Annotated in this window: 21 protein-coding genes; 7 read left to right on the top strand and 14 right to left on the bottom strand. The window is 71.9% G+C overall.

The genetic code is table 11. From position 1 onward, the window contains the following. A partial coding sequence (locus ABD691_RS21235) for a primosomal protein N' family DNA-binding protein (RefSeq protein ID WP_486374894.1) occupies positions 1-1227 on the bottom strand: 1227 nt, incomplete at its 3' end. A gap of 372 nt (positions 1228-1599) precedes the next feature. On the opposite strand from ABD691_RS21235, the gene lysA reads away from it, so the two are divergent. Then, the gene (gene lysA / locus ABD691_RS21230) at positions 1600-2910 is read left to right on the top strand and encodes a diaminopimelate decarboxylase (RefSeq protein WP_344682316.1); all 1311 of its coding nucleotides are present in this window, start codon (positions 1600-1602) and stop codon (positions 2908-2910) included. Positions 2911-2970: 60 nt separating this feature from the next. After that, on the top strand, positions 2971-3588 hold the full coding sequence (locus ABD691_RS21225) for an MSMEG_1061 family FMN-dependent PPOX-type flavoprotein (RefSeq protein WP_344682314.1): 618 nt from the start codon (positions 2971-2973) through the stop codon (positions 3586-3588). Here ABD691_RS21225 and ABD691_RS21220 read toward each other — a convergent pair. After that, complete coding sequence (locus ABD691_RS21220) at positions 3575-4531, bottom strand: helix-turn-helix transcriptional regulator (protein WP_344682313.1); 957 nt, start codon at positions 4529-4531, stop codon at positions 3575-3577. The two genes, ABD691_RS21225 and ABD691_RS21220, sit on opposite strands and share 14 nt — an antisense overlap. Before the next feature lie 70 nt (positions 4532-4601). Here ABD691_RS21220 and ABD691_RS21215 point away from each other — a divergent pair, with 70 nt between their 5' ends. Both ABD691_RS21215 and ABD691_RS21210 read left to right on the top strand, forming a co-directional pair. After that, positions 4602-5324 (top strand): SDR family oxidoreductase, encoded by a 723-nt coding sequence (locus ABD691_RS21215; RefSeq protein WP_344682311.1) that lies wholly within the window; start codon positions 4602-4604, stop codon positions 5322-5324. 82 nt (positions 5325-5406) lie between these two features. Next, positions 5407-5865: a tRNA (cytidine(34)-2'-O)-methyltransferase gene (locus ABD691_RS21210; RefSeq protein ID WP_344682309.1), complete on the top strand. Its 459-nt coding sequence runs from the start codon at positions 5407-5409 to the stop codon at positions 5863-5865. Here ABD691_RS21210 and ABD691_RS21205 read toward each other — a convergent pair. The 11 genes from ABD691_RS21205 to ABD691_RS21155 form a co-directional block, all read right to left on the bottom strand. Next, on the bottom strand, positions 5795-6553 hold the full coding sequence (locus ABD691_RS21205) for a YwaF family protein (protein ID WP_344682307.1): 759 nt from the start codon (positions 6551-6553) through the stop codon (positions 5795-5797). The two genes, ABD691_RS21210 and ABD691_RS21205, sit on opposite strands and share 71 nt — an antisense overlap. A 144-nt stretch (positions 6554-6697) precedes the next feature. Beyond that, complete coding sequence (metK, locus tag ABD691_RS21200; RefSeq protein ID WP_425565135.1) at positions 6698-7879, bottom strand: methionine adenosyltransferase; 1182 nt, start codon at positions 7877-7879, stop codon at positions 6698-6700. Positions 7880-7991: 112 nt separating this feature from the next. Next, complete coding sequence (gene coaBC, locus ABD691_RS21195; RefSeq protein ID WP_344682305.1) at positions 7992-9242, bottom strand: bifunctional phosphopantothenoylcysteine decarboxylase/phosphopantothenate--cysteine ligase CoaBC; 1251 nt, start codon at positions 9240-9242, stop codon at positions 7992-7994. Further along, a complete protein-coding gene (gene rpoZ, locus ABD691_RS21190) occupies positions 9239-9532 on the bottom strand; it encodes a DNA-directed RNA polymerase subunit omega (RefSeq protein WP_344682303.1) in 294 nt (97 codons plus the stop codon). The genes coaBC and rpoZ overlap by 4 nt, the downstream gene beginning before the upstream one ends. A 137-nt stretch (positions 9533-9669) precedes the next feature. Then, complete coding sequence (gmk, locus tag ABD691_RS21185) at positions 9670-10272, bottom strand: guanylate kinase (protein WP_344682300.1); 603 nt, start codon at positions 10270-10272, stop codon at positions 9670-9672. Beyond that, positions 10269-10586 carry an integration host factor, actinobacterial type gene (gene mihF, locus ABD691_RS21180; RefSeq protein ID WP_344682361.1) on the bottom strand — a complete coding sequence of 106 codons (318 nt, stop codon included), beginning with the start codon at positions 10584-10586 and terminating at the stop codon, positions 10269-10271. The genes gmk and mihF overlap by 4 nt, the downstream gene beginning before the upstream one ends. 348 nt (positions 10587-10934) lie before the next feature. Next, a complete protein-coding gene (locus ABD691_RS21175; protein ID WP_344682297.1) occupies positions 10935-12401 on the bottom strand; it encodes a sulfatase family protein in 1467 nt (488 codons plus the stop codon). A 112-nt stretch (positions 12402-12513) separates the two neighbouring features. Continuing rightward, a complete protein-coding gene (locus tag ABD691_RS21170; protein ID WP_344682295.1) occupies positions 12514-13293 on the bottom strand; it encodes an ESX secretion-associated protein EspG in 780 nt (259 codons plus the stop codon). Between the two features lie 72 nt (positions 13294-13365). Continuing rightward, positions 13366-14541: a PPE domain-containing protein gene (locus ABD691_RS21165; protein WP_344682293.1), complete on the bottom strand. Its 1176-nt coding sequence runs from the start codon at positions 14539-14541 to the stop codon at positions 13366-13368. A 69-nt stretch (positions 14542-14610) separates the two neighbouring features. Beyond that, a complete protein-coding gene (locus ABD691_RS21160) occupies positions 14611-15138 on the bottom strand; it encodes a DUF3558 domain-containing protein (protein WP_344682291.1) in 528 nt (175 codons plus the stop codon). Positions 15139-15170: 32 nt separating this feature from the next. Further along, positions 15171-15668 carry a hypothetical protein gene (locus tag ABD691_RS21155; protein ID WP_344682289.1) on the bottom strand — a complete coding sequence of 166 codons (498 nt, stop codon included), beginning with the start codon at positions 15666-15668 and terminating at the stop codon, positions 15171-15173. Positions 15669-15913: 245 nt separating this feature from the next. On the opposite strand from ABD691_RS21155, the gene ABD691_RS21150 reads away from it, so the two are divergent. After that, positions 15914-16828: an alpha/beta hydrolase gene (locus ABD691_RS21150; RefSeq protein ID WP_344682288.1), complete on the top strand. Its 915-nt coding sequence runs from the start codon at positions 15914-15916 to the stop codon at positions 16826-16828. Positions 16829-16831: 3 nt separating this feature from the next. On the opposite strand, the gene ABD691_RS21145 is transcribed toward ABD691_RS21150, so the two are convergent. Then, positions 16832-17686 (bottom strand): helix-turn-helix transcriptional regulator, encoded by an 855-nt coding sequence (locus tag ABD691_RS21145; RefSeq protein WP_344682287.1) that lies wholly within the window; start codon positions 17684-17686, stop codon positions 16832-16834. Positions 17687-17810: 124 nt separating this feature from the next. Between ABD691_RS21145 and ABD691_RS21140 the strand changes: the two genes are divergently transcribed. Then, positions 17811-18692: an MBL fold metallo-hydrolase gene (locus ABD691_RS21140; protein WP_344682286.1), complete on the top strand. Its 882-nt coding sequence runs from the start codon at positions 17811-17813 to the stop codon at positions 18690-18692. Between the two features lie 13 nt (positions 18693-18705). Continuing rightward, entirely contained in the window at positions 18706-20157 is a 1452-nt protein-coding gene (locus ABD691_RS21135; RefSeq protein WP_344682284.1) for a carboxylesterase/lipase family protein, read from the top strand.

Raw genomic sequence — 20157 nt, 5'->3', positions numbered from 1 at the left:
GCAGCGCCGGCACCGCGCGCTCTCCCGGCAGTCGCCGCAGGCCAGCGCCGGGACGTAACCGCGCCGCGGGACCTGCACCAGCACCGGCGCCCCGGCGCGCAGCGCGTCGCGGGCGGCTTCGAAGGCGACCGAAGGGAGGCGTGCCGCGCGGGCGGCGGGATCCCGGGCGAGCTGCGTGTCGTCCTCGCCGATGGCGGTCACCCGGGGCGCGGACGCGCGGACCTGGTCGCGGTGCGCGACGACCTCGTGCGCCCAGCCCGACTCGACCAGCAGCTCGGCCTCGGCGGTGCGGGCGAAGCCGCCGACGACCAGCGACGCCCCGGCCGCGTGCGCGCGGTGGGTCAGCACGTCCCGCGCGTGCGGGAACGGCACCTGCGGGTAGCTGTGCAGGTCGTCGCCGTCGTCCCACACCACGGCCAGGCCGAGGTCGCGCACCGGCGCGAACATCGCAGCGCGGGTGCCGACGACCACCCGGACCGCGCCCCGCAGCACCGCGAGCCACCGCCGGTAGCGCTCCGCCGGGCCGAGGTCGGAGGTCAGCGCCACGACCCCGCTCTCCCCGACCAGGTGCGCGCAGGCCGCCCGCAGCCGCTTGACGTCGCGGTGGTCGGGAACCGCGATGACCGCACCGCGTCCGGCGGCAGCGGCGGTCGCCGCCGCCTCGGCGAGGCGCGCGGGCCAGTCCTCACCGGGCAGCGCCTGCCACACCGCGCGGGCCGCGCGGCCGGCGTGCACCGCGTCCAGGAAGGACTCCCCGAGCCGGTACCGGGACCACGCCTCGGCCCGCGGACGCGGGGGTGGCGGCGCCGGCTCGGACGGGGCCTCCTTCTCGACCTTGGCCTGCCGGGGCGGAACCACGAGCCGCACCACGTCGCTGAGCATCCCGCCGTAGCGGGCGGCCACCGACCGGGACAGCTCCAGCAGCTCCGGGGACAGCACGGGTTCCGGCGAGTGCACGCGCTCGACCCACTGCAGCGTGCCCTTGAAGTCCGAAGTGGCCTGCCGCCCGAGCAGGAACCCGTCGACCAGCTTGCCGCCGAAGCGCACCCGCACCCGGCAGCCCGGAACGGCGTCGGCGTCCAGGCGGTCGGGCAGCAGGTAGTCGAACGGCCGGTCCAGGTGCGCGGGCAGCGGCACCTCGACCAGCACCCGCGCCACCGGCAGCTCGGCCGCGGCGGTCCGCTCTGCCGCTGCCTTGCCCCCCTTCGCCGGTTTCGCGCCTGCCATGCCCCTTCTCTACCAGACCGCTCCGACCGCGCCCGCCGCCAGCCGCCCATGCGCCCGGCCGTCCGCAGCGCCGCGAACACCAGACCGACCGGACTCGAACCCGCCCATGCGGGCATGTCGCCGAGCTCACCCTCCAGCAACGCGAGCGCGGTGCTGGCAGGACGTTCCTCCATCTCCCGGGCGACCCCGGCATCCTCCACTCCCGCCGACAGCAGGGTCAGGGCCATGCGGTTGATGAAGTGCAACGCACAACAACGTCAAAGGCGCGTCAGAACCGCCGCGGCCACCGTCAGGGCCGTGCTCGGAACGATCGCGGTGGCGCGCTCGCGGAGTAGTCCTGAACACGTCCCGCCCCGACTCGAAGGACCTCCCGTGACCCTCGCCGAGCTGATCCCGACCTTCCGCAACTTCCTCCCGGAACACCTGGACCCCGGCCGCTGGCCGGACCGCGCCCAGGCCCTGCCCGGCGGTGACATCACCGTGGGCGGGACGTCGCTGACCGGGCTCGCCGAGCGCTTCGACACCCCCGGCTACGTCGTCGACACCGCGACGCTGCGGGCCCGCTGCCGGGCGTACCGCGCCGCCCTCCCGGACGCCGAAATCGCCTTCGCTGGCAAGGCTTTCCTGTGCCGCCGGATGGCCAAGCTGCTCGCCGGTGAGGGGCTCTCGCTCGACGTGTGCTCCGCCGGGGAACTCGCGACGGCCACCTCCGCCGGGTTTCCGCCGGGCCGGATCATGTTGCACGGCAACGCCAAACCCGACCACGAGCTGCGGGCCGCGCTCGACGCCGGGGTCGGCCGGATCGTGCTCGACTCGCCCGACGAGATCGACCTGCTGGGCGCGCTGGCGACTCGCCGGCAGGACGTGCTGATCCGGGTCACGCCGGGCATCGACGGGCACACCCACCGCGCGGTCGCCACCGGCGTCGAAGACCAGAAGTTCGGGTTCTCGCTCGCGAGCGGGCAGGCCGCCGAAGCGGTGCGGCGGGTGCGGAGCAAGCCGCTGCTCAACCTCGTCGGCCTGCACTGCCACCTCGGTTCGCAGATCACCGACGTCGAGGTCTACGAGCGGGCGGTGCGCGCGCTGGCCGGGTTCCTCGCCGAGATCGCCGTCCGGCACGGCGTCACGCTGCCGCAGCTCGATCTCGGCGGCGGCCACGCCGTGAACTTCGACCTGCGCGGGTTCGGCTGCCGGGTCAAGAACGTGCTGGCCCAGGAGTGCCGGAAGCACGGGCTGGCCGCGCCCCGGCTGGTGGTCGAGCCCGGCAGGGCGATCGCCGCCAGGGCCGGGCTGACCGTCTACCGCGTGATCACGGTCAAGCGCGGGGTGCGCACTTTCGTCGCCGTGGACGGCGGATTCTCCGACAACCCCCGACCGGCGCTCTACGGCGCCCGCTACGCGGTGCGGCTGCTGGGGCGGGCGAGCTCCGCGCCGGTAGCGCCCGCGACTGTGGTGGGGCGGCATTGCGAAGCGGGCGACGTGCTGATGCGCGACGCCGTTCTGCCCGGTGACATCGCCGCGGGCGATCTGCTGGTCGTGCCGTGCACCGGGGCCTACCACCACTCGATGGCCTCGACCTACAACTCGGTCCGCCGCCCGCCCGTGATCGCCATCGGCGACGGGGAACCCGAGCTGTGGATCCGCCGGGAGAGCGCGGAAGATCTGATGGCGCGCGAGGTGTGACGAACAACCACCTTCGCAAGTTAGGCTGACCTAACCAGCCGACCGCGAAGGAGACCGGGCATGACCAGGGTGCTGCGGACCGAAGCCGAACTGCGGGAGTTCGTCTCCGAACCGAACCGGGCGATCGCCGAGAAGGCGATCGACCACATCGACGCCGAATCCGGCCGGTTCATCGCGGCCAGCCCGTTCTTCCTGCTGGCCACCACCGCAGCGGACGGCACCTGCGACGTCTCCCCGCGCGGTGACCCGCCGGGCAGCGTCCTGGTGCTCGACGAGCACACGCTCGCCTTCGGCGACCGCAAGGGCAACCGGCGGCTCGACAGCCTGCGCAACGTCCTGCAGCAGCCGCAGGTCGGGATGCTGTTCATCGTCCCCGGCGTCGGCGAGACGCTGCGGGTCAACGGCACCGCCGAGATCGTCGCCGACGCCCCGTACCTTCCCCGGCTCGCCGTGGAGGGCGTGGTGCCGACCCTGGCGGTGCGGATCCACGTGCGGGAGCTGTTCCTGCACTGCCGGAAGGCGTTCGCCCGCTCCTCGCTCTGGAAGCCCGAGTCCTGGCCGGACAAGAAGTCGCTGCCGACCCCGGGGCAGCTCGCGCGCAGCCAGACCGGCAGCAAGGTCCCGGCGAAGGTGATCGACGCCGCGCTCAACGCGGACGCGCGGTTCAACCGGTACTGAACGCGGCTGCCCGGTCGCAGCGGGCGGCGAGGCCGCGAAGCGCCTCGCGCAGCTCGGGTGCGTCGATGACGTCGAAGTCCAGGCCGAGCCCGGCGAGGTAGACCGCCAGCAGCGCCGGGGTGTCCGCGCCCGCGTCGAGCAGGCAGCCGCGGTCGTCGGCGGAGGTGACCGGCCAGGTCTCCGGCACGCGGCCGGTCACCTCCGCCGCGGGCGCGTGCACGCGGACCTTCGCGCGGTAGTTCCACAGGACTCCGGCGACTCCCCTGGCCAGGTGGGCCGCGAAACCGCCCTCCGGCGGGTCGCGCGGCGCGAAGCGCGGGCCGTTCGGGACGCGCGGCGAGATGCGGTCGGCGCGGAACGTGCGCCAGCCGTCGCGCTCGACGTCCCAGCCGACCAGGTACCAGCGGCGTCCGGAGTGGATCAGCCGGTGCGGCTCGACGTCCCGGACGCTGGCCGCCTCGCCGTGGGACCGGTAGTCGAAGCGCAGCCGCTCGCGGTCGCGGCAGGCCGCGGCCAGCGCGGACAGCACCGGGGCGGTCGGCCCGGAGCCCGCTGTCGGCTCGACGTGGGTCTGGAGCGCGCCGATCCGGTGCCGCAGCCTGGACGGCAGGACCTGGTCCAGCTTCGCCAGTGCCCGCGCCGAACTCTCCTCGATGCCGGACACGGTTCCGCCCGCCGCGCTGCGCAGGCCGATCGCGACCGCGACCGCCTCGTCGTCGTCGAGCAGCAGCGGCGGCAGGACGGCGCCCGCGCCCAGGCGATAGCCGCCTGCCGCTCCGGGCGTGGCGTGCACCGGGTAGCCGAGCCCGCGCAGGCGATCGACATCGGCTCGGACAGTCCTGGTCGAGACGCCGAGGCGGGACGCGAGCTCGGGGCCCGGCCAGTCGCGGCGGGCTTGCAGCAGCGAGAGCAACCGCAGCAGGCGGGCCGAGGTTTCCAGCATGCCGCCAGTGTCCCCGCCATCGCGGAAGCGAGTCTTCCGCAATGGCTGACAACGTCGAAGCATGCAGCGAATGACAGGAAAGACCGCGATCGTCACCGGAGGTTCCCGAGGCATCGGACGGGCCGTCGTCGAACGGCTCGCCGCCGACGGGGCGACCGTGGTCTTCAGCTACGCCACCGACAGGACCGCGGCCGAGCGGTTGCGGGCCGGACTCGGCGACCGGGTCCACGCCGTGCGGGCGGACCTGGCCGACCCCGCGCAGGTCGAGCGGATCTTCACCACCGCCGACGAGCACTTCGACCACCTGGACGTCCTCGTCAACAACGCGGGCGTCCCGTCCCACGCGCCGATCACAGACGTCGCCGAGACCGACTACGACCGGATCATGGCGGTCAACGCCAAGGGCACGTTCCTCGCGATCCAGCACGCCGCCCGGCGGATGCGCGAGGGCGGCCGGATCGTGAACGTCTCCAGCATGAGCACCGCCTACGCCACTCCCGGCGAAGCCGTCTACGCCGCGAGCAAAGCGGCGGTCGAGCAGTTCACCCGCGTAGCGGCGAAGGAGCTCGGCCCGCGCGGCATCACCGTCAACGCCGTCGCCCCCGGGCCGACCGACACCGACCTGCTGCGCGCCGCCGTGCCCGCGGAGCAGCTGACCGCGACGGCCGCGATGATCCCGCTCGGCAGGCTCGGGCTGCCCGCCGACATCGCGGGCGTCGTGGCCGTGCTGACCGGGCCGGACTCAGGCTGGATCACCGGAGCGACCGTGTCCGCCACGGGCGGTCTCGTGTGATCGCGGGGTAACTACGATTCGGCGGAGGCTCGTGCGCGGCGGCAACCGCGCACGACCCCGAGACCGCAGTTGAAAGGGCCCGATGTTCCACGTCGTCTTCTACCACCCCGAGATCCCCGGAAACACCGGCAACGCGATCCGCATGGCCGCGGGCTCGGGGACCGCGCTGCACCTGGTCGAGCCGCTCGGGTTCTCGGTGGACGACGCGAAACTCCGACGTGCGGGGCTGGACTACCACGACCGGGCCGCCCTGCACGTCCACCCGGATCTCGACGACGTGTGGGCGGCCCTGCGCCCGCAGCGGGTCTACGCGTTCACCTCCGCGGCCGAGCGCTCCTACGAGACGGTCGCTTACCAGCCCGGCGACGTGCTGATGTTCGGCCCGGAGTCGGTGGGGCTGCCGTCCGAGATCCTCAGCGCCGACTACGTCGTGCCGGTCCGCATCCCGATGCTGCCCGGCAACCGCTCGCTCAACCTCGCGAACTCCGCGGCCATCGCGGTCTACGAGGCGTGGCGGCAGCAGGGCTTCGCGATGCCCTGACCGTCCACGGCCAGGTCACCAGCGCCCAGCCGGCCAGCCCGACGACGAGCTCGACGCCCAGGTACCACGGCCAGCCGCCCATCAGGTCCAGCAGCGAGGGGTTTTCCGGTTTGCTGTTGAGGAATCCGTAGTTGGTGCCCGCCCACTCGTTGAACACCAGCATCACCACGCCCCAGCAGACCGTCACCGCCGCCGACCGCCAGAGGTCCCGCCAGCCCGGCCGCATCCCGATCCCCCACGTCAGGAACACCGCCGCCCACACCACGGCCAGGTGCTGCGCCCAGAAGTCGATGAAGTCGATGTGCGGAAAGTCCGGGGCGTCGAGCGCGGGCGTGATCATCGCCTGCGGGGTGAGCGTGAGCCCCCAGTAGTAGGTGAGCGCGTAGGCCCACTGGCTCCGGGTCCACAGCGCGAAGGCGGCGGTCATCCACGCCAGGTCGCACAGGTGGAACGGCAGCGAGACCTCGACGTCCCACTGCGACGGCAGGTGCCGGTAGACCAGCATCGGAACCAGGAACGCCAGCATCACCAGGGCGAAACCCCGCGCGAACCACCGCGCGCCCTCGCTGTCGCGGTACCGGCGCCCGACCACCGCGAGCACCACCGAGCCCACGACGATCAACGCCATCAGCGCCCAGTGCGACGGTCCGTACGGAACGAAGGTGCGCTCCGCCAGGAGCAGGTCCACCGGCCCAGCGTAAGTCCGATCGGACGCGACGAGGCCCCCGCCGGAAACGGCGAGGGCCTCGGTGCGGATTGGGATCAGGGCACTTTGATCTTCAAGCGGCGAAGCCGCTTAGCCCACCACACGCAAAACGGTCCCAGAAAAATCTCAGGCGTTCGCGGCGGACTTCAGTGCTTCGGCGCGGTCCGTCCGCTCCCACGGCAGGTCCAGGTCCGGGCGGCCGAAGTGCCCGTAGGCCGCGGTCGGCGCGTAGATCGGCCGGAGCAGGTCCAGGTCGCGGATGATCGCGGCCGGACGCAGGTCGAAGACCTCGTTGATCGCCGACTGGATGCGTGCCGGGTCGACGTTCTCGGTCCCGAAGGTCTCCACGAACAGGCCCACCGGCGCAGCTGCGCCGATCGCGTACGCGACCTGCACCTCGATCCGGCTCGCCAGGCCCGCCGCCACGGCGTTCTTCGCGACCCAGCGCGTCGCGTACGCGGCCGACCGGTCCACCTTCGACGGATCCTTGCCCGAGAACGCGCCACCACCGTGCCGCGCCATGCCGCCGTAGGTGTCGACGATGATCTTCCGGCCGGTCAGACCAGCGTCACCCATCGGACCGCCCACGACGAACCGGCCCGTCGGGTTCACCAGCAGCCGGACGTCGGAGGTGTCGAGGTCGAGGTTCTCGATCTCCGGGTTCACCACCTGCTCGCGCACGTCGACGCCGAGCATCCGCTCCAGGTCGATGTCCGCGGCGTGCTGGCTCGACACCACCACGGTGTCCAGCCGGACCGCCTGGTCACCGGCGTACTCGATGGTCACCTGGGTCTTGCCGTCCGGGCGCAGGTACGGCAGCACGCCCTCCTTGCGCACGCTGGTCAGCCGCCGCGAGAGGCGGTGGGCCAGTGCGATCGGCAGCGGCATGAACTCCGGGGTGTCGTCGCAGGCGTAGCCGAACATCAGGCCCTGGTCGCCCGCGCCCTGCTGGGCGATCTCGTCGATGACGCCGTCGACGCGGGCCTCGTAACCGGTGTCCACGCCCTGCGCGATGTCCGGCGACTGCGCGCCGATGGCGATGTTGACGCCGCAGGAGTTGCCGTCGAAGCCCTTGGCCGACGAGTCGTAGCCGATCTCCAGGATCTTGTCCCGGACGATCCCGGGAATGTCGGCGTAGGCGTCGGTGGTCACCTCACCGGCCACGTGCACCTGGCCGGTGGTCACCATGGTCTCGACCGCGACCCGCGACCGCGGGTCCTGCGCCAGCAGCGCGTCCAGGATCGAGTCGCTGATCGCATCGCAGATCTTGTCCGGATGCCCCTCGGTCACGGACTCGCTGGTGAACAACCTGCGGCCGGCTCCGCGCAGGTCAGACTGCTGGCTCACAACACTCCCTGAGGTCGTCGAAAACATGGGGCCGCACCCGGTGGCAACCGGGGGTGCGGCGGTTGGGCGAAGCCTACTTCGGCTCCAACCTCGGACTCACAGCGTCCCACAACGTGGACGCCAGGAGGGACTTGGCACCGTGCGGGATCGGGCGTTCCGCGCCGTCGGCGGCCAGCAGCCACCCGGCGTTGTCCTCGACCTCGAACGCCTGGCCGTCCCCGACCGCGTTGACGACCAGCAGGTCGCAGCCCTTGCGGGCCAGCTTCGCGCGGCCGTAGTCCAGGACCGTGGTGTCCGGGTCGCCCGTCTCGGCGGCGAACCCGACGATCACCGGCACCCGCAGCCTGCCCGCCCGCCGGGCCTCGACCAGCTCGGCGAGGATGTCCGGGTTGCGGGTCAGCTTCAGCGGCTCGGGATCCCGGTCGGACTTCTTGATCTTGTGCTGGACCAGCGACTCCGGGCGGAAGTCGGCGACCGCGGCGGCCATCACGACGGCATCCGCGCCGTCGGCGGCGGCCAGCATCGCCGACCGCAGCTCCTCGGCGGTCCCGACCCGCTCCACCCGCACCCCGGCGGGGACGGCGAGGTCGGCGGTGTGCGCCGACACCAGCGTCACGTCCGCGCCGCGGTGCGCCGCGACCCGGGCCAGCGCGTAGCCCTGGCGGCCGGACGAGCGGTTGCCCAGGTAGCGCACCGGGTCCAGCGGTTCGCGGGTGCCGCCCGCGGAGATCACCACGCGACGGCCCGCGAGGTCGAAGGGCAGCGCCTTCGGCTCGGTCAGCAGCAGGCGGGCCAGGTCGACGATCTCGGCCGGGTCCGGCAGCCTGCCCTTGCCGGTGTCGGCTCCGGTCAGACGTCCGCTGTCCGGCTCGGCCACGACCACTCCCCTGCTGCGCAGCAGGGCGACGTTGTCGCGGGTCGCCGGGTGCTCCCACATCTCGGTGTGCATCGCGGGCACCATCAGCACCGGGCACCGGGCGGTCAGCAGCGTCGAGGTCAGCAGGTCGTCGGCCTGGCCGTGAGCGGCGCGGGCGAGCAGGTCCGCGGTCGCCGGGGCGACCACGACCAGGTCGGCCTCCTGCCCCAGCCGCACGTGCTGGACCTGATCGACATCGGCGAACACACCGGTCCGCACCGGCTGACCGGACAGCGCCTCGAAGGTCGCCGCGCCGACGAAGCGCAGCGCCGCCTCGGTCGGCACCACCCGGACCTCGTGCCCGGACTCGGTCAGCCTGCGCAGGACCTCGCAGGCCTTGTACGCGGCGATACCGCCGCTGACACCGAGGACCACCCGAGAGCGGTCCCCGGTGCGCGCGGTGGTCATTCGCCTTCGGTGTGCTCAAGCACGCCGGCGTGGATCTCGCGCAGCGCGATCGACAGCGGCTTCTCCCGCGGGCCCGGCTCGACCAGCGGGCCGACGTACTCCAGCAGGCCCTCGCCGAGCTGCGCGTAGTAGTCGTTGATCTGCCGCGCGCGCTTGGCGGAGTAGATCACCAGGGCGTACTTCGAGCTGACCTGCTCCAGCAGGTCGTCGATCGGAGGGTTGGTGATGCCCTCCGGCGTGTTCAGCGACGGGCTGCTGTTGAGCGCAGCCAGAGCGTTGGGGGTGCTCACGTGAGTGGCTCCTGCTCCTCGTGAATCAACGGCGCCGAAACCGGCACCGGGGCTTGTGGCGGACGGGGAGGCCAATGCTGGGCCTCACTCCGCGCGTGCGTCTTACCCCGCGCGTGACCTTAGCCTGCGCGTGGGCCTCACCCCGCGCGACCGACTACCAATCGTATCAATTCCCTGGTCGCGGACTGCACGTCGGCGTTGACGACGGTCGCGTCGAACTCCGACTCCGCGGCCAGTTCCTCGCGCGCGGTCTCCAGCCGCCTGCGCACGACCTCGGGGTCCTCGGTGCCGCGCCCGGTCAGCCGGTCGACGAGCACCTCCCACGACGGTGGCAGCAGCATGACCAGCTGCGCTCCGGGCATCGCCCGGCGCACCTGCCGCGCGCCCTGGAGCTCGATCTCCAGCACGGCCGCGCGACCGGCGGCCAGCGCGTCCTCGACGGGCTTGCGCGGGGTTCCGTAGAGGTTGCCCGCGTAGCGGGCGTGTTCGAGCATCTCGCCGGCGGCGACCATCCGCTCGAACTCGGCGACGTCGATGAAGTGGTAGTGCACTCCGTCGATCTCTCCCGGCCGCGGAGGCCGGGTGGTCGCCGACACGCTGAAGTAGATCTCGGGCGCCTGCACGCGGAGCTCGTTGAGCACGCTGGACTTGCCGACGCCGGAAGGGCCGGAAACGACGGTGAGCCGGGGCTCGCCCTTGTGGGACGGCCCCGGCTCAACGCCGGTTTCTGCGTCGATCACTCGCCGCTGAACTCGGCCAGCAGCGCCTTGCGCTGCCGCTCACCCAGGCCGCGCAGCCGACGGCTGTTGGCGATCTCCAGCCGCTCCATGATCTGCTGAGCGCGCACCTTGCCGACACCGGGCAGGGCCTCGAGAAGGGCAGAGACCTTCATCTTGCCCAGGACCTCGTTGTTGTCGGCGTCTTCCAGGACCTGGGCCAGGCTGGTTCCGCCTCGCTTGAGGCGCTCCTTGAGCTCAGCTCGGGCGCGACGGGCGGCAGCCGCCTTTTCCAAAGCTGCTGCCCGCTGCTCCTCGGTCAGCTGGGGAAGGGCCACCATGTCCTCCGTGATGTGGGGTTTCTCTTGATCGGTGCGGCGACGGTACCGAGCCCGCCCTGCCGGGTTCCACGCGGGTCCGACTTTTGTGAGCGAGGTTCACCGGGGACACCACCGCCTGGCCCTCCAGGACCGCTCGCACACGGCACGTGCGAGCACGGGGCCGCTGCAAGTACTACCAACAAAGCCGCTGAAGTGCACCAATCTCGGCCAAAACTGTCCCGATGTGTCCGATTTCCGGGCAGTTGAGCCACGCTGGGGGTGTCATCGCAGGTCAGATCGGGGTGAAAGGCGCCGCATCCGCGGACGTGACGAACGCCTCGATCCGGACGCGTTCCGGAAGTCGCCCTAAGGCACCGCGGCATCCACCCGGCAGCTCGCTCCGGAGCAGTCGCGCAGCGCGGCGAGGGCACCGGCGAGCGCGTCCCGCACGGGCGCGTGCGCGGGGTCGGCGTGGGCGGATCGCAGCTGGTGCGGGTCGAGCCGCAGGTCGTAGAGCTCGCGCTCCCCGGTGGCGTACTCCACGTAGACGTACCTGTCGGTCCGAACGGCGTCGTACTGCGGATTCCGCCTGCCGTCGTCGGGGCCGTTCTCCAGCAGCACGGCCCGGTGGTCCAGCCGCTCGCGCCCGGCCAGCACCGGCAGCAACGACCGCCCGTCGACGACGTGGCCCGGCTCGGCCCCGGCCGCGTCGAGCAGGGTCGGGGCGAGATCGACGTTGGCGGTCAGGCCCTCGATCCGGGTGCCCGGCGGAACGCCCGGGCCGCGCAGCACCAGCGGGACGCGCACCGAGCTCTCGTACGGCTTGAACTTGCTCTTGGGCACCCGGTGCTCGCCCTGGAAGAAGCCGTTGTCGGAGGTGAAGACGATCAGCGTCCGGTCGAGCTCGCCGGTCTCGCGCAGCGCCCCGACCAGCTCCCGCACTCCCTCGTCGACGGCCAGCAGCGACTCCCGGCGGCACTGGTAGTCGCGGGTGATCCGCTCGACGGCCTCCGGACCGAGGCGGGGCAGGCCGGCCACCGACTGCGGCTTGTCGGACACGTCGGGTTCGTCGAAGGACGGGGGCCTGGGCAGGACGGCGTCCCGGAAGTCACCGGCGTGCCGCGGCGCGGGGTGCGCGGAGTCCGCGCAGCGGCCCCGGCTCGGGAATCCGGAGTGCGGCGCGAGGTAGGCCAGCGACAGGAAGAACGGCTGCTCCGACGTCCCGCGGCGGTGCACGAAATCGACGGCTTTCCGCGTGTAGACGTCGCTCTGGTACTCCTCCGGGCGGTTCCCGTAATGCACCGTTCGCCCGTTCTCGTTGAGCCGGTAGTCGAAGTACCGGTAGGTCGAAGGGTCCACCGCCCCGTACCACTCGGTCCATCCCGGCGGGACTTCCGTGGGCTGCCTGGTGCCGTACTCGTTGAGGTACTTGCCGATGTGGGCGGTGTGGTAGCCGGCGTCGCGCAGCCACACCGGCAGCGTGCGGGAGCCGTCGAGCCGGTAGTAGCCGCCGACCGGCTCGTGGTTGCCCTGGACGCCGTGGTTGTGCGGGTACTGCCCGGTGAGGTAGGTGGCGCGCGAGGGGCAGCAGAGCGGGTAGGCGGCGAGGTTCGTGCCGGAGACGGCGCCTTCGCGGGCCAGGTCGGCAACGGCGGGCAGGGCCTGCATCTGCTCGACGGTCTGGTCGTCGGTCATGACCACGACGATGTTCGGCCGCTCCTGGGGCCGCGGCCGGTTGACGGCCACAAGCACGGAGATCCCGAGGAGAACGACCGCGGCGATGCTCACCCACCACCGGAGTCGGGTCCTGCGGCGGGATGCGGCGGCGGTCATCGCGATCCACTAGATCAGGTTCGCGGACGGTCTCCGACCGCCAGTCGGAGGAAGGCGGCTGATCTTCGGACGGCGTCGGGTGGCGGTCCCGGCCGGAACCGCCACCGGACCGCTAGTCGCGCGGGATGACCTTGAGCAGGTTCTCCACCCGCGGGCCGATGCGGGCCTTGTCGATGGGAGCCACAGTGGTCCACGGCTCGCCGCTGCGGGTGCTCTCCTCCAGCAGGTACCAGCCCTTGGCGTTGGCGAAGCAGTTGGTGACCATCGGGCCCCGCGTCCGCTTGCCGTGGCCGTCCATGACGGACACGCCGATCTGCGCCCACGCGGTCCGCTTGCCGCCTGCCATCTCCACCAGCGCCCGGGCGTCCTCGCGGCGCACGCCGGACTGGCCGAGGCCGTCGGCCATCGCGCGGTCGGAGCTGCCCGCGGCCCTGGCCACCGCGGCCAGGGTGGAGCTGGCGACCGACACCGCCCGGCCGGGTCCGGCCTTGGCGTCGGGCAGCACGCTCAGCAGCGCCCGCACCATCGCCTCGGCGGGCAGCGCCTGCAGCTGCACGGACGTGTCGGTCCGGACCGCCAGCGTCGCGTGCGAGCGGACGTTGGCGACCATGCCGGTGACCTGGCGCTGCTCGTCGCCGACCTGCTGGCGGAAGGTGATGTCGAAGGCCCGCTCGTACCGCTGCAACGGCAGGAACAGGCCGTGGATGTCGTCCTCGCGGTCGCGGTCCCCGAACCCGATCCGGCGGAGCTCGTCCCAAGCACGCTGCTCGGCCGCGCGGCGCTCGGACTCCAGAACGCCCTCGGACAGCACGTTGAGCACGATCGGCTTGGCACCGAGGTTGAAGTGCTTCCACACCTCGTGGAAGGCCTGCGTCGACAACTCGATCTTCACGACTGCTCTCCAGCCTGTTGCGGGCGGCGCCCGGGGAATCCCGAGCACCGCCCGCAGTCGTTCATCCGGGGATTACTTCTGGTTCCAGTCACCGAAGACCGGAGGTGCCACCTTCGGCAGGCCGTCGTCGAAGACGCCCTGGTCGCCCTTGAGGTACTCGGGCGTCTCGTGCTCGAGGTCGTCCTCGCCCTCCTGGCCGCGGCCGCGCGCACCGGCGCCCGCACCGGCCATACCGGCACCACCGCGACCACCGGCACCGACGTCGCCACCGGCACCGGCGCGACCACCACCGGCACCGACACCGGACTGCCCGCCCGGCCCGAGCGCGCCACGACCCGCACCGGCGCCGCTACGACCGCCGGCACCGGTACCGCCACCGGCGCCACCGCGGCCACCACCGGCACCCGGCCCCCCGGGCCGCCCCGGCCCGCTGGAACCTCCGGGAACCGGGCCGACCACGGGCGGAATCCCCGGGCCCGGCCGGTTCGGCCCGGTCGGACCGGTCCGGTCGGGCCACTGGTTCGGGGGCTGCGTCGGGTTGTTCCAGACGGGGTTGGTCGACGAACCGCCGCCGCCACCTCCGCCGCCGGTCCCGCCACCGCCGCCGCTGCCGCCACTACCGCCGCCGGAGTAGCCACCACCGGCGCCGCCACCGCTGTACCCGGCGCTGCCCGAGCCGGCGGGCGAGCCGCCGCCCGGGGCAGGCGTCATGCCGCCCACGCCGGTGTGCTGACCACCGGAGACCGCGACCTCAGAAGTGCTCGACGGCGGCGGCGTGAACACCGCACTCGCCGACACGGTGCTCTGGGAGGCGTTGTCGTAGCCGTTGAAGGCCGTCACGGCCTCCTGCCGCAGCTTCTCGTTGTGCTCCTTGGCGGCCTCGGCATCGGTCTGGCCGTTGACCATGTTGTCCCAGCCCTCTTCGATCCAGTTGTCGTCCGGGACGGACTGGACCTCGCTCTTGGCCGGAATCGCGGACTTGACCTTGTTGTAGGCGTCGCCCTGTTCCCGCATGAGCTGCGACTGCGCCTTGGTGTTCTCAGCCGTCACCTCAGTCCACTGCACGACCGGCGCGACCGCGTTCTGCATCGCTTCGCCGGACTTCGACTGCATGACGACGCCTGCTTCTTTGAGCTTGGCGCTCACCTTCTCGGCAAGCGCCGTCAAGTGCTCGGTTTCCTTCGCCCATTCGTCGGAGCTGTTGTAGAGCGGCTGGGAACCCTTGCCGCTCTCGACCCAGCTCTGCATCTGCTCCAGCTGTGCGCTTTGGAAGTCAGACGGCTGTATTTTTCTCGGATCGCCCATCCCTCGGCCCCCTCACGCGTTGGGAAGATTCTGCACAGCAGCCTCGGTGAGCTGCTCAGCAACCTGACACAGGTCGACGCCCGGGTCCTCCGGGCTGAGTTTCGTGATGTTCGCGGTCAGGTAGCCGTTGTCGGCGACATCCGCGTACACGATGCACCCGTCGTCGCTGTTCTTGAACGCGGACATGGGGTACCCCGCGAGGTCGCCGGTCTTGACCGGCTCCTGCGATTTCTGGCCGATCTCCTCGGCGTACGGGTGCTCGCCGGTCACGGCGACGAACGCTCCCCAGCCCTTGGTTCCGGCCTGGCCCATCTGGTACGTGCAACCGGCCTTGCCGTTCGAGGTCTCCTCCGCGGGCTGCTGGTCAGCGCCGATCGCCTTCCACTGGGACTCGGTGACGATCGAGCACTTGTCGGCGATCTCCACGGCCTTCGCCGGACCGGTTCGGGCGGAAGCCTGGGTGGTGGCAGGCGGTGTCTGTCCCGCCGGGGGCGTCTGCTCTCCGGAACCTCCGCCGCACCCGGCCAGCACAGTGCTCACGAGGACGGAACCAACCACAAGCGCCTTACGCTTCAAAGCTTTCCTCCGTTGAAGCTCTCCGCAGCATCCTGGTCGTTCGTGCGCGTCTGCTGCGCACTCGCACGGAGATTCGCTGCTGTGTCGTGGAATACCTGGGCAAGCTTCTCGTAGTTGTCCAGGTAGCTGTCGGCGCCCCCGGCCGCGACCTTGACGTAGCTGTTCGCGACCTGGGTGCTCACCGGGTCCTTCGCAGGCGGGGGCAGTTCCATGAAGATCTCCTGGCGATCCCTCGCCCTTTTCATGATCGCCTCGGCCTCGTCCTCGAAGAACTGCGCGAGCTTGTCGACCTGGTCGGGGTCGACAAGCATGTGCATGCCGGAACTCGCCGCCTGAGCCGCTTCGGCCTTCATGGCCGCCCGCGCCATCGTCATGGCGCTCTGCGCGGCCCCCATGGCCCCGCCCATCGGGACGGCGCCCATCGCCTGCGCCTGGTTCATCGCGCGCTGGTCGTACCCGTCCAGTGGGATCTGGTTCCCCTCGTCACCGGCCACCGGAACTCCCCTCGTCACCCTGCCGCCGGCCACCAGCACGGCAGCTGATCAGTTGCCAGCGAGGAAACCGTAGCGCAACCGGATGACGACCTGGCACGGGTTGGACGAAGAAGCCAATAGGACATCCGGGTGCAATCCGCTCGGTGCCGTTCGCCGGGTTCGGGCAGGCATGCCGGTCGCACGTCGAAGCAGGACTGGTCCGATCGGCCGAGACAGCGCCGCGGGCGATCCAAGACAATGGCGCCGTGGAACCAGACATCCTCGGTGAGTCCTACCAGGTGCGGACGCTGGAACTGCGCGGTGGCGCGGTGGCGACGCTGGTGCACCGCGCCGCTGCGGACGCCAGCCGTGGCGCGGTGCTGTACGTGCACGGCTTCTGCGACTACTTCTTCCAGGACCACGTGGCCGCGCACTTCGTCGAGCGCGGGTACGACTTCTACGCGCTGGACCTGCGCGCCTACGGGCGGTCGCTGCGGCCGGGGCAGCTGCCCAACTACGTCGTCGACCTCGACGTGCACTTCGAGGAGCTCGACGCCGCCGCGGCGATCATCCGCGAACAGCACCGGAACCTGGTGGTGCTCGGGCATTCCACGGGCGGGCTGATCACGTCGTTGTGGGCGGACGCCCGGCCCGGCGCGGTGGACGCGCTGGTGCTCAACAGCCCGTGGCTGGACCTGGCCGAACCGTGGTTCAACCGCACCGTCGGGACCGCCGCGAGCCACCTGCTCCGGCGGGTGCTGCCGAAGCTGGTCGTGCGGAAGGGACTCCCGCCCACCTACGCGCACAGCCTGCTGTCCAGCCACCACGGCGAGTGGGACTTCCGGCTCGACTGGAAGCCGGTCGAGGCGTTCCCGGTGCGCTCGGGATGGCTCAGCGCGATCCGGCGCGGGCACGCGCGCGTGCACCGCGGGCTCTCGGTGACCGCGCCGGTGCTGGTGCTCCGCTCGGCGCGCAGCCTGCTGCACCGCAAGGCGTGGGAGCCCGGCGCGATGAGCGCCGACACCGTGCTCGACGTGGAGCAGATCGCGCGGTGGGCGCCGAACATCGGGCCGGACGTGACCACCGCGGTGATCCCGGACGGCCTGCACGACCTGGCGCTGTCGGCCGAACCGGCCCGCGGCGAGTACTTCGCCGAGATCGACGCCTGGCTGGACCGGTAGCGCTCAGCTCCGCGCGCGTTCGGCCAGCCGTGCGAGCGCGCGTTCGGACTCGGATCCGGCCTCGGTGGTCGACACCGCCACCGCCTGGTCCGACGAGGGCGAGAGCAGCAACGTCTGCTGGGTCACCGTGATCGGCCCCGCGACCGGATGCCGCAGCTCGTGGGTGTCGGCCGTGCAGGGGCGGACCACGTGATCCGCCCAGAACGCGGCGAAGTCGTCGCTGCGGATCGTCAGCTCCCCGATCAGGCCCGCCAGCTCCGCGTCGTCGGGGTGCCGCCCGGCGAGCAGCCGGAGGTGGCCGACGACCCCGCTCGCCTTGCGCGGCCAGTCGGCGTAGAGGTCGCGGGTGCGCGGGTCGAGGAACACCATCTTGGCCAGGTTCGGCCGGGTCTGCGGGTCGTCGACGCTGTCGAAGCCGAGGTGCCCGCCCAGCAGCGCGTGCCCCAGGTCGTTCCAGGCCAGGATGTCGGTCCGCTGCCCCAGCGCGAGAACCGGAACGCCGCTGAACGAACGCATCAGGTCCCGGGTCGCCTGGGTGAGCTGCTCCGGTTCGGGCCTGCGCTGCGGGATGGGGCGCCGGGTCGTCTCGGCGAGCCTCCGGAGGTGTTCGTGCTCGTGGCCGTCCAGGCGCAGGGCCGTCGAGATCGCGTCCAGCACCTCGGCGGACGCGTGCTGGGACTGCCCCTGCTCCAGGCGGGTGTAGTAGGAGACGCTGACGCCCGCGAGCTGCGCGATCTCCTCGCGCCGCAGCCCGCGCACGCGCCGCCGCTCATGCAGGACCGGGATCCCGACGTCCTCCGGGCGCAGACGCGTCCGCCGCGACCGGAGGAAATCGCCCAGCTGTGCGGTACGTGCCATGCCTCCAGCATGCCCGCCGCCCACCGCACCAGCCAGACCCTGCCGGGGATAGGAAAACGCGGGGCTGGTCGCCGGGATCCGGGCCGGGCGAGGCTGATTCCGAGAGACGTGAACAGGAGGCCCCGTGCACGAGATCGCCCTGGGTGAGGTCACGATCACCCGTGTCGTGGAGTACTTCGGGTCGGTGGACATGACTCCCGCGGAGTTCTTCCCGGAGAGCTCCCCGGATTCGTGGGAGGAGCACCGGCACTGGCTGGAGCCGGACTTCGTCGCGGGCGGCGAGTTCGTCGCGGCCGTGCAGACCTGGGTCCTGCGCAGCGAAGGCCGCACGATCCTGATCGACACCGGGGTCGGCAACCACCGGGAACGCCCGGAAGCGCCGATCTGGGACAACCTGGAGACGGACTTCCCGGGCAACCTGGCCCGCGCCGGGGTCCGGCCCGAGGACGTCGACGTCGTGGTCAACACGCACCTGCACGTGGACCACGTCGGCTGGAACACCCACCGCGAGAACGACAGCTGGGTGCCGACCTTCCCGAACGCGACCTACCTGATTCCCCGCCGGGACTTCGACTTCTGGAACCCGGCCAACGGCCGGCAGCGCAACCGGCACATGTTCGAGGACAGCATCACGCCGGTCCACCAGGAGGGCCGGACGCTGCTGTGGGACGACTCGTACCGGATCGACGGCAACCTCCGGCTGGATCTCGCCGCCGGACACACCCCGGGATCGAGCGTGGTCACCCTCGAATCCGGTTCGGACCGCGCGGTGTTCGTGGGCGACCTGATGCACAGCGCGTACCAGTTCGCCGAACCCGACACCAACAGCTGCTTCTGCGAGGACCCCGCGCGGGCGCGGGCCACCAGGCACCGGGTGCTGGGCTGGGCCGCCGACAACAACGCCCTCGTGCTGCCCGCGCACCTCGGCGGCCACGGCGCCGCCGAGATCAACCGCGACGGCAGCCGGTTCGCCATCCGGCGCTGGGCGCCGTTCTCCCGGCTGTGAAAGGGGAATCGCGATGCTGATCACCACCGGTTCCGGCGCGGTGCGCGGGAGGAACCACAACGGCGCGAACGTCTTCCTCGGCATCCCCTACGCCGCTCCCCCGGTCGGCGCCGCGCGCTTCGCCGCGCCCGCACCGCACCCCGGGTGGACCGGGATCCGGGACGCCGCGGTCGCGGGACCGACCGCGCCGCAACCCGCGCGGGACGCGTTCGGCGGCCTGGACATGTCGCCGTTCTTCGGTCCCGGCTGGGTGCGCGGCGACGACTACCTGACCGCCAACGTCTGGGCTCCGGAAGACGCGCGGAAGCGGCCGGTCATGGTCTTCGTGCACGGCGGCGGGTTCGTCTCCGGGTCGAAGAGCTCTCCGCTCTACGACGGGAGCAGCTTCGCCCGCGGTGGAATCGTCATGGTGACGATCAACTACCGGCTGGGCGTTCCCGGTTTCCTGGACGTCGCCGGGGCTCCGCCGAACCGGGGGCTGCTCGACGTTATGGCGGGGCTGCGCTGGGTCCGCGACAACATCGCCGGATTCGGCGGCGATCCGGACAACGTCACCGTGTTCGGCCAGTCGGCGGGCGCGACCATCGTGGCCGCGCTGCTGGCGACGCCGAACGCGGCCGGGCTGTTCCGGCGGGCGATCGTCCAGAGCGGCAGCGGGACCGGGACCTTCCACCCGGAGCAGGCGGCGCGCGTCACCGAGGCGGTGGGTGCCGCACTGGGCGTGCGGCCGACGGCGGAGGGTCTGGCCGAGGTCCCCGACGAGCGGCTCGTGCGGATCACGCCCGCACTCTCCGGGCTGGACCTGCGTACGGCCGACCGGTTCGACCCGCTCGTCGGACTCAGCCCGTTCGGGCTGGTCCTGGAGCGGCAGCCGGTCGAGGACGTCACCGGGGAAGTCGACCTGATCGTGGGGACCAACGCCGAGGAGGGGAACCTCTACCTGGCGCCCGGTGGAGATCTGGACTCGACGACGCCCGACGACGTCCTGGCGACGGCCGCCCGCGCCCACCGCGACCCCGCCGGACTCGTCGCCACCTACCGGGCGGCACGTCCCGGCGCCTCGCACGGGGAACTCCGCTCGGCGATCCTCGGGGACGCGCTTTTCGGTGCGGGCAACCGGCTTCTGGCCGAAGCGCACAGCCGTTCCCAGGGCCGGACCCACGTCTACGAGTTCGCGTGGCGATCGTCTGCTTTGGACGGCCGGCTCGGAGCCGCGCACGGGGTGGAGCTGCCCTTCGTGTTCGACCGCACCGGGCTGGCGGAGGTGACCGGCCCGAACGCCCTGCTCGGTGCGGGCGAACCACCGGCGGCGCTCACCACCCTGATGCACAACGCCTGGATCTCCTTCGCGGAGAACGGAGATCCGGGCTGGGAGCGGTTCGGCGAGTCGCGGCGCACGCTGCGCATCGCGGAGAACCCGGTGGTCGTCGACGATCCGCGGGGCGAGGAGCTGCGGGCCTGGTGA

This window comes from Saccharopolyspora taberi (genome assembly GCF_039534165.1).
GTDB classification, from domain to species: Bacteria; Actinomycetota; Actinomycetes; order Mycobacteriales; family Pseudonocardiaceae; genus Saccharopolyspora_D; species Saccharopolyspora_D taberi.
This window is presented reverse-complemented; position numbering and strand designations above follow the sequence as displayed.